This window comes from Lancefieldella parvula (assembly GCF_963530955.1).
In the GTDB taxonomy this organism is placed as follows: domain Bacteria; phylum Actinomycetota; class Coriobacteriia; order Coriobacteriales; family Atopobiaceae; genus Lancefieldella; species Lancefieldella parvula_A.
The window spans coordinates 1-7,488 of the sequence record NZ_CAUSFQ010000068.1 but is presented as its reverse complement, the minus strand read 5'-3'; the positions used below and the strand labels follow the sequence as shown (position 1 = coordinate 7,488).

6 protein-coding genes are annotated in these 7,488 nt (G+C 50.2%); 4 read left to right on the top strand and 2 right to left on the bottom strand.

Annotated features, from left to right (window positions below; all coding sequences use genetic code 11):
• The first annotated feature begins 615 nt into the window (after window positions 1-615).
• The 3 genes from RWJ43_RS05185 to RWJ43_RS05175 all read left to right on the top strand — a co-directional run bounded on the left by RWJ43_RS05185 (window position 616) and on the right by RWJ43_RS05175 (window position 3,737).
• Window positions 616-2,250: a malolactic enzyme gene (locus RWJ43_RS05185; RefSeq protein WP_314008610.1), complete on the top strand. Its 1,635-nt coding sequence runs from the start codon at window positions 616-618 to the stop codon at window positions 2,248-2,250.
• Between the two features lie 123 nt (window positions 2,251-2,373).
• Window positions 2,374-2,865: a helix-turn-helix domain-containing protein gene (locus RWJ43_RS05180; RefSeq protein ID WP_314008607.1), complete on the top strand. Its 492-nt coding sequence runs from the start codon at window positions 2,374-2,376 to the stop codon at window positions 2,863-2,865.
• Window positions 2,793-3,737 (top strand): IS3 family transposase, encoded by a 945-nt coding sequence (locus RWJ43_RS05175; protein WP_314008613.1) that lies wholly within the window; start codon window positions 2,793-2,795, stop codon window positions 3,735-3,737. The genes RWJ43_RS05180 and RWJ43_RS05175 overlap by 73 nt, the downstream gene beginning before the upstream one ends.
• Window positions 3,738-3,837: 100 nt before the next feature.
• Here RWJ43_RS05175 and rihC read toward each other — a convergent pair whose 3' ends face one another.
• Both rihC and RWJ43_RS05165 read right to left on the bottom strand, forming a co-directional pair.
• A complete protein-coding gene (gene rihC / locus RWJ43_RS05170) occupies window positions 3,838-4,824 on the bottom strand; it encodes a ribonucleoside hydrolase RihC (RefSeq protein ID WP_314008605.1) in 987 nt (328 codons plus the stop codon).
• Between the two features lie 81 nt (window positions 4,825-4,905).
• The gene (locus tag RWJ43_RS05165; protein ID WP_314008603.1) at window positions 4,906-5,826 is read right to left on the bottom strand and encodes a ribokinase; all 921 of its coding nucleotides are present in this window, start codon (window positions 5,824-5,826) and stop codon (window positions 4,906-4,908) included.
• A 708-nt stretch (window positions 5,827-6,534) separates the two neighbouring features.
• Here RWJ43_RS05165 and RWJ43_RS05160 point away from each other — a divergent pair.
• On the top strand, window positions 6,535-7,488 hold a 954-nt coding region (locus RWJ43_RS05160; protein ID WP_314008600.1), incomplete at its 3' end, for a cation-transporting P-type ATPase.

The following is a 7,488-nucleotide window of genomic DNA, read 5'->3' as shown; positions in this document are numbered from 1 at the left end:
ATCCATATTTTGTTATTTTTGTCCGTCTCAAAACCGCAGGTGGATGGTTTGCATAAAAATCAACCGTCACTGTATACCCCAACTAAACGCATTTTTTACCACTTGCTCCCCGAACGCGCAACAAAGCCGCAGTTGGCGATAATTCTGTCCTAAATTTTTGCTATTAAAGCAATATTGCCATGGTTATACAGCAGCCATACGGCGGTTTTACTCCAAAATTTCTGCAACTAAATTTGTGACATTACACCTTGAGCATGGCATTAAACCTTCCCCAGAACCAACACCTGGACGCACCAACGACCTGAAAGCTTACTCGACGGTTAAGTCAAAATATAAATGCACAGTTGAACATATATGTTTTACAAGAAAAGTTTTTCAAAAAAGAAGGAAATTTCTTCTAAATCTCGTAAATACATAACAGAATATGGGTATTGTTATCACAACTAGAGCAGAACACAATCCACACGAATTGCTCTCGAGCATATTTCACAGCTGCTGTTTTGCTGCAGGAACATAAGCTTCCTATGCCTCGAGTCTTCAAGTGTTAAGCACTTCCACGCCAACCTCTGTGCTGTGTTTCAACTCTAAAGTAAATCGATGCACTAGGGAGGCATCATGAAAACAGGTTTTGAACTGCTAAACGATCCATTTTTGAACAAGGGAACCGCATTCACGCAAGAGGAGAGACAGAAATATGGCCTGGTAGGCCTTCTTCCTCCAAACATCCAGACCATTGAGGAGCAGGCTGAGCAGGCATACGTGCTTTTCCAGCAGTATTCTGACCTCGAGACAAAGCGTCACTATCTCATGAGGCTTTTCTCCGAGAATCGCACTTTGTTCTACAACCTGTTCTCCAAGCACGTTGAAGAGTTCATGCCTATTGTCTACGACCCAACTATTGCTCCAGATATTGAGCAGTATTCTCAGCGCTATGTCGATCCACAGTATGCATGCTTCCTGTCAGTTGATCGTCCTGAGGACCTTGAAACCTCGCTGAAGAACGCAGCCGCAGGTAGAGACATCGACCTGATTGTCGTCACCGACGCAGAGGCAATTCTGGGCATCGGCGACTGGGGCACTAACGGTGTCGAAATTTCCGTTGGCAAGCTCATGGTTTACACTGCCGCAGCTGGTGTTGACCCTAATCGCATCATGCCTGTTGTTATTGATGCTGGTACCAATCGCCAGGAACTGCTCAATGACCCGCTATACCTGGGAGAGCGTCACAAGCGAGTTGATGAAGACCGCTATAACGCATTCATTGACAACTTTGTAACCACCGTAGAGAAGCTCTTCCCTAATCTCTACCTGCACTTCGAGGACTTCGGCCGCTCGCACGCTGCAGCAATCCTGGACCGCTACAAGAACACCTACCCTGTCTTCAACGACGACGTCGAGGGCACTGGTATTGTTACCCTTGCAGGCATCCTCGGCGGCCTCAATATTTCTGGCGAGAAACTCGTCGACCAGGTATACCTTTGCTTTGGTGCAGGAACCGCTGGTTGCGGCATCGCTGAGCGTGTGCTGCAGGAATTTGTGGACCAGGGAATGGACCGTGAAGAGGCTCGCAAGCGCTTCTACCTGGTAGATCGTCAGGGTCTACTCTTCGACGATATGGACAACCTCACTCCACAGCAGAAGCCATTTGCTCGCAAGCGTTCTGAGTTCGCAAACGCTGATGAGCTCACCAACCTCGCAGCCGTTGTAAAGACGGTCCACCCAACAATCATGGTTGGCACCTCTACCGTTCACGGCGCCTTCACCGAGGAGATCATTCGTGAGATGGCAGCTCATTGCGAGCGCCCCATGGTCTTCCCTCTTTCCAACCCAACTAAACTTGCGGAAGCAACCGCCCAAGACCTGCTTACCTGGACAGACGGTCGCGCGCTTGTAGCCTGCGGCGTTCCATCCGATGACGTCGAGCTCAACGGTGTAACTTACCAAATTGGTCAGGCTAACAACGCCTTAATTTACCCAGGCCTTGGACTTGGTGCACTTGCATCAAAAGCTCGCCTACTCACAGACCAGATGATTTCGCTGGCAGCTCACTCACTTGGTGGAATCGTTGACGCCACAAAACCTGGCGCGGCAATTCTTCCTCCAGTCTCCAAGATTACCGAGTTCTCTGAGCGCATTGCTGTTGGCGTTGCAGAGGAGGCAATTAAGCAGGGTCTGAACCGCGAGCCAATTGCCAATGCAAAAGAGGCAGTTGATGCCCTCAAGTGGTTCCCTGTCTACGAAGAGCTCTAATATCCGGCGTGGAATTTGGCGAGAAGGTCAATTGACCAGCACTTTTACGCACAACAAAGCCTCTTCTCAACGTGAACTGCCTCCCATTTCTTGGACATAAGAAATGGGAGGCTTTTTATGCGTATGGATCGTAGGGTAAAGTACGATGTAGAGGTGAGGAGAAAGGCAGCAGAGCTCTTTGCTTCCGGTATGGGATCTTGTACGGTTGCAAGTACTCTTTCTGTTTCACTCTCAGCTGTAAAAACATGGCACTATATATACCACGCGTTTGGAAGCGAGGTGCTACTGACCATGGATGGCAAGCAAGCTCCCTATACCTACGAGCAAAAAGTTGCTGCAGCAAGAGCTGTCGTTGAGGGTGGCATGACAAGGACTGAGGCAATGGCCAAGTTTAAGATTATGTCGCTGGCACCACTTAAGAGCTGGTGCAAGCTCTATCGTACAGGTGGCGCAGAGGCTCTTAAGCCAAAACCAAAAGGAAGACCTAAAGGTTCTACGTCCAAGCCACAGAAACGCACCCGCGAGCAGGAACTTGAGGAGCGCTGCCGCAGGCTCGAGACCGAGGTAGCCTACTTAAAAAAATTGCGCGCCCTGGTCGAGAAAGACGAGCTCTGACCGGGGTAAAGGTTGAAGCTGTGAGTGCTTTGCGTGCTGAGGGATACTCTTTACACCATCTACTAGAGTGCTCAGGGCTTTCGAGGTCCACCTACTACTACGCACTGGCACACCCAGTAAAGCTGACACGCCCAGAGCTACACCGCGCGGTTGCAGAGATTTTCTCGCGTACTACAAACGGCTGTGGTCACAGACAGATAGCCATGTGTCTGCGCGCTGAGTTGGGAGTGAGGATCGCCGACAAGACTGTTCTTAAAATCATGCGTGAGATGGGTATTTACTGTAAGATACGGCGTGAGACAGACTATCACCGCTATAGCTCCTATAAAGGTGTTGTCGGCAAGACCTTTGAAAACGTCATAGGACGCGACTTTTCTGCTGATGGACCATGGAAGAAGATGGGTACCGACGTCACGGAGTTCAAGCAGGCGTGGGGCAAGGCATACTTTGCTCCCGTCTATGACTTCGGAAGCAAAGAGATTGTTGCATGGAGTGTGTCGAGGGGTCCAAACATGGTTCAGCAAATAGCTCTTCTCGATCAACTTTTAGCGAAGATACCTGAAAGCGTAACTCCGATTCTGCATAGCGATATGGGTTGGCAGTATCAGCACAGCGCATGGTGTAGACGACTGAAAGATGCAGGAATTGTCCAGAGCATGTCCAGAAAGGGTAACTGCATAGATAACGGTGCTACCGAGCAGGTCTTTGGTCATCTGAAAGACGAGTTCTTCCGAGGAAGAACGTGGCCTAACTTTGAGTCTTTCAAAGCTGATTTGGACGCATATGTTATGTACTGGAACACACAAAGACGTCAGGTTAAACTGAAAGGACTGACCCCGGAGGAGTTCCGGAATCAGTCCTTGGTGGCCTAGCTCTTTATTAAATTCGTCCAAGTTTTGGGACGCAGTTCAACGGCGAGAAGAGGCTTTTTTTCTTGTAAGTTTTGAAGCGACGATGTTAGTTCAGCAGCATCTAGTCCAACAACACACCTTCAACTGCAGAGGCGGAGCCGTCGAGGACGTTGCACTTTTGGATCTGGTGAACAAACCAGGTACGGAAAGCGTTTTGGTCAACGCCAACGCATACCGTTGCATTGGGTTTCTCGCCAAGGTATCCCGCCAGGTCAACGACGGTGCAGCCAGCGGTTAAGCCACCAGCACACTCAACGTCCACAAACACGTCTTTAGTCTCGAACATCTGAGGGGCCAGCAGGTACGCCACGGCTGTTGGGTCGTACATGCTGAAGCCCTCCTCCTTGTAGTGGACACGATAGTTAAGCAGCAGCTTGACAAGCATATCACCACTCTTGCCGGAATTCTGGATGTTCTCGATGTCCTCGGGCATGACGCGAGCAGCGTCACCCACCTCAAGGCCAACCATAGCCACATGAACGCCAGATGCAAAGACAATCTTTGCCGCCTCGGGGTCAACACCAACGTTGAACTCAGACATGACACCAAGGTTTCCGCGGGTCAGAGCGCCACCCATCATGACAATACGGTCGATATGCTCTTTGACCTGTGGATATGCTTTCAGCAGCAGTGCAATGTTAGTCAGAGGGCCAAGCGTCACCAGCGTGGTTTTCTCGCCAGCAGAAGCGCCTTCCATGATGACACGATATTGTGCTTCAAGTGCAGTTTCTTCGAGCAGACAATCTGGCTGGATGCCGTCGAACTCATAACCTCTCATGCCCGATGCACCGTGGACATCGCTCGCATCCATAGGCTTTCTGAGCAGCGGCTCAGCGGCACCACGCGCAACAGGTACGTGCTGATTCCAAAATTTGAGCAACTTGAGAGTATTATTGGTGACGTTCTCGATGCCAACATTTCCGCTCACTGTAGTAATGAGCTTGATATCCAGCGCCTTTGCAGCCAGGGCAAATCCCAGCGCAATGGCGTCATCAATGCCAGGATCCGTATCAATGATGACACGTGTCTTAGTTGAAAGCGTTGCCATAAGTCTCCTTTGTACGTTTAAGCTGTGTGTAAACTGCGTTTGAGCTACGAGTTATGGAGCAACAATCGCTGTAATTCTACCTTAAAACTCAATTACCTGCTGATACGTTGGAATTGACTGTTGAGCGCCAACTTTAGTAGTGGCGAGCGCCGCAGCCCTTGCAGCCACGTCGAGCGCCTGCTTAATGTCGTGGCCTTGCAACTGTCCCGATGCTTGGAATGCGGCAAGCGTGCCCATAAACGTATCTCCTGCACAAGTAGTATCCACGGTGTCCACTGGATAGCATTTCTGCTGGTAGACACAGTGTGCATCAGCAGCAATTGAGCCTTTGGACCCCAGCGTCAACACCGCAGTTGCCACGCCACTTGCAAGCACCTTCTGCACCGCAGCCTCAGGGTCTGCCAGCGGACTAATCTTGCCCTCACCAAACAGGTCCGCAAACTCAATCTCATTCAGACAGAGCACGTCCACGCTGGCGAGAAGACCGGTGGTCATAGTAGCCGATGGCGATGGGTTCACCATCGTATAGAGCCCCAGGTCATGCGCGTATTTGATGAGCTCAAACGTGGTCGACAACTCGCACTCGAACTGCGTCAAGAACACGTCACCTGGCTCCGCAATACGATCGAGCACCGCTTTTACGTTGTCGGCGGTGCGTGCGTGATTAGCTCCGTGGTCCAAAATGATACGGTTATCGCCGCCAACTCGCACGATCACAGCAACACCAGTGGAAACTCCAGACAGCTCATCTACCTGCTCTGCATTGACTCCGTAGCCAATAAGAGACTGCTTGAGATCTTGTCCAAACGAGTCAGCGCCAACCGCACCAATCATGTAAACGTCTGCACCCATTCGAGCTGCAGCAACCGCTTGGTTGGCACCCTTTCCACCTGGACTTGTGACAAGATTTTTGCCGCCGATAGTCTCGCCCTGCTGAGGCATCTTATCTGCCTCAATAGAGATATCCATGTTCAGGCTTCCAAATACAATCACTTTGCCCATGTGATGTCCCTTCTTTGCAAGACCGCAGCAGTTCGGTTGCAGTTCACTGTTGACACTTAGCGTTGTTGCTCCGAGTTGCTGCTCCAGTTGTTGCTCCGCGCTGCTGCTCCGAGTTGTTGCTCCGAGTTGTTGCCCCACGCTGCTGCTCGGCATCTCTACACGATGCTTCTGCTCGACGTTCTTCTCGCCATGTATGCTAAATAAATATCCTGTTTATAGGGTATATAGTAATAGGTTGACCAATCTCGTCAACCGAACTACTCTTAAAGGGATGTCTGAGTAGATAAGATATCCACTCTTCGCGGGGTGTCCCTTGCAGAGCTCCAAGTTTAAGGAGGTGCTTTATATGCCTAGTCGAAGTAATAGCTTACGTTTGACAGCAGATGCTGACCCTGTTCATGTATGTGTGACGGATATAAAGAAACCTCTTATTCAAAAGTTTTAGATACTTGAGCCTAAAAATTGCAGTTCAGATAGCTTATAGACTTATATGTTTACAGATTTACTTGTTCGTCCATAACCAGCTTGATTCTGTAGATATATAAATCTATGTGTCCGATTTAGAGTATCCGGTTGCAGATTGCCCGGTTTCAAATCACCTGGTTTCAGATAGTCTGGTTTCAGATTCCGCGCATAACAGAACGCTTTCAGTTTGCGTCATACACCAACCAGTTAGTCACTCGTTTCCACTAATCATCGGAGGTGCACATGGCAATCATGAAGCGCACAACTCAAACAAAGACAACTCAGACCAGCTCAGGAGAGCTTGGACAGTCCCTGACCTTCGCCGCAACTCACTCGGCAAAGAGCGTCTGTAGAAAATTCCAGACCACTCCGGACGGCCTTGCCCTAGACATTGCACAGGCAAAATACGACCTCGATGGCCCAAACGTTATTACGAGCGCCGCCGAAGAGCCCTTTATCATCCGCTTGCTCAAGAGCTTTGCAAGCCCCTTTACCTTTATTTTGATTGCCCTCGCAGGCATTTCTTACGTCACCAACGTAGCACTTGCCGCAGAGGGCGAGAAGGACCCTTCAACCGTCATTATCATTGCGACAATGGTGCTTATCTCCGGAATCATCGACTTTGTCCAGAGCTCCAAGGGTGCCTCGGCAGCAGCCGCACTCTCAAAAATGGTAACTTCCACTACAAGAGTTATCCGTCGTCCCATTGACTTTGATGACACGAGCACTGAGCAAGACGCTGAGCAGGTTCTCAACCAGAACTTAGACGATAGCGTAGATGAGCTTGAAGACTTCAAAGATGAATACGCCGCCGACGAAGACGAGGCCGAAGCTCCTGAAAAACCTGAATTTGCCTCCGCGCTGGGAGAAGAAATCCCCTTTGAACAGGTGGTTATTGGCGATATCATCCGTCTTGCTTCGGGCGACATGATTCCTGCAGACTGCCGCGTTCTCGATGCCAAGGACCTCTTTGTCAACGAGACCGCGCTTACCGGAGAATCAGAGCCTGTCGAGAAAACCGCTGGTGTAGTACACGCTCGCCGTCGCGCAGATGGTACGCGCTATCCCCTCTCACTCTCTGAATGCACAAACCTGCTGTTCGCCGGCACTTCCGTTCAATCAGGAAGTGGAACGGTAGTGGTTGTTGCAACGGGCAATAAAACCTACGTAGGCACAATGTCTGAGCTGCTTCAGCAG

Coding starts and splice junctions, on each gene's coding strand:
- RWJ43_RS05185 (WP_314008610.1), top strand. CDS start 616: ATGAAAACAGGTTTTGAACTGCTAAACGATCCATTTTTGAACAAGGGA.
- RWJ43_RS05180 (WP_314008607.1), top strand. CDS start 2,374: ATGGATCGTAGGGTAAAGTACGATGTAGAGGTGAGGAGAAAGGCAGCA.
- rihC (WP_314008605.1), bottom strand. CDS start 4,824: ATGGCAACGCTTTCAACTAAGACACGTGTCATCATTGATACGGATCCT.
- RWJ43_RS05165 (WP_314008603.1), bottom strand. CDS start 5,826: ATGGGCAAAGTGATTGTATTTGGAAGCCTGAACATGGATATCTCTATT.